Source organism: Nitratireductor aestuarii, assembly GCF_014641695.1.
Lineage (GTDB): Bacteria > Pseudomonadota > Alphaproteobacteria > Rhizobiales > Rhizobiaceae > Chelativorans > Chelativorans aestuarii.
In genome coordinates, this window is sequence record NZ_BMIF01000042.1 from 1 (window position 1) to 1607 (window position 1607).

General features: G+C 58.9%; 1 protein-coding gene. It reads right to left on the reverse strand.

Annotated features, from left to right (window positions below; translation table 11 throughout):
* Positions 1-104: 104 nt before the first annotated feature.
* Positions 105-1406, reverse strand: a complete 1302-nt coding sequence (locus IEX27_RS20995) for an aspartate kinase (RefSeq protein ID WP_244630495.1) — start codon at positions 1404-1406, stop codon at positions 105-107.
* Between the last annotated feature and the right edge of the window lie 201 nt (positions 1407-1607).

The following is a 1607-nucleotide window of genomic DNA, read 5'->3' on the forward strand; positions in this document are numbered from 1 at the left end:
GAAAGGAAACAATGGTGGTATCTGTCTTCATGGCGTATCGCTCCTCGTGAGGTTCTGGCAGGCTTTGTCACCCGCCTCGATACGCCGCCTCTCTCAAACCGTCATCACCCAGTTTCCGCCATAGCTCTGACATCAGCCGCTGGGAAGCGCTCGCAGAGATCGCGCTCGAAGCGCCGGATCGACTTCAAGTTTGCGTCCACATGATGAACGATCGCATTCGCGTTGGAGGTTTTCGAAATAATCCGGATGCGATGTCGGGTAAGAATCTCCAGAATGCTGGCATCGTAGCCTTTCACCCCCACCATGTCCTGTTCGAACACTTCCAGCCGGATGACTGGCAAGCCCGTTACGATCTCGACGCCGGGCTTCTCGGCATGTGCTGAATCAATCAATGTGCCGGGATCACCTGGATCAAATGCATTGGTGACGCGCAGCGGAACACCCGCCTGCCGCAATCTCTTCGCTGCTTTCGGATGGATGGCCTCCATCCCCAAATTGGAAAGCTGATCCGCGACATCATAGTTCGTACGACCGATCTTGCGCACATTCTCCGCACCGACGAGGCGCGGATCGGCGCTCGACAGGTGAAATTCCTTATGGATGATCGCTTCGCCCGCCTGCGACAGTGCTGCAAGCGCTGCAAATGTCACCTCGGAATAGCCGCGGTCGAATTCCTTCATCAAGCCTTCGCGGCACTGCGCATAGCCCGTCACGATCGGCAGTTCCGTTGTAGGATCCACATCTCCGAAGGCGGCCACGATCCGTTCCTCGAGCGACACCCGCTCCCCATCCCGCCAGCCGGTCAGGTCCACGAACCTCGCATTGACGCCGTTGCGGCGCAACAACAGCGCCAGATTGTAGGCCGAATGCGCCTCGCCAAGGGCGGACAGCATCTCGCGGATGGTCTGCATGTGCTCAATGAGCTGAAAATGCCCATACGAACAAAGCCGCTGCAGATCGAGCAGGCAATGCCGGGCACCTTCGATGCGTTCGTGCACGAAGGTGTTAGCCGAAGCACAATCGTCAGGTTCGTTGAACATGTCGGCATTAATGGCAAGCATCGCGCAACTCACATCCTCCAGCGCGTCCAACCAACCGTGCTCGGCGTCAGCCTGCGCGAAAAGCGCATAAACGCCCGCAGCACCCGTCTTCTTGTGCTCGAGCAGCTTGTTGGTGATGCCGCCGAAAGCGGAAACCACAAAGGCCCGATTGTAAAGCTCCAGCGCTGCGCGATTACCGACCAGGATTGTGTCGATCAACTCGCTGACGCGGCTCATGGATGTACCGCCGATTTTCTCGACCGACCGCAACCGTGGCAGCGCCAACTCGGCGCTGCCTCGTTCTTCTTGTTGTGTCATATCTGCCCCGGTTCGGCATGTTCCAGCAGAAGCGCTGCAACATGCCATCCTGTCTCCTCTGCAATCCCGGGCGGAGCATACGCTCCGCCCTCTTCCCGGATTGGCCTTAGACGAGCGAGCCCGTCTGGACCTCGATGGCTACTGGCGTGCCGCGATTGGCCAGGAACGCCGGCCGCGCGGTCTTGGCGCCAAACGGTTCCTGCAACTGGTTGGACATGGCATTGAAGACGAAGAACGCGTTCGACCGGG

What these genes read in the sequence shown, in the direction of transcription:
- IEX27_RS20995 (WP_244630495.1), bottom strand. Translation starts at nt 1,406, where the DNA reads ATGGCATGTTGCAGCGCTTCTGCTGGAACATGCCGAACCGGGGCAGAT.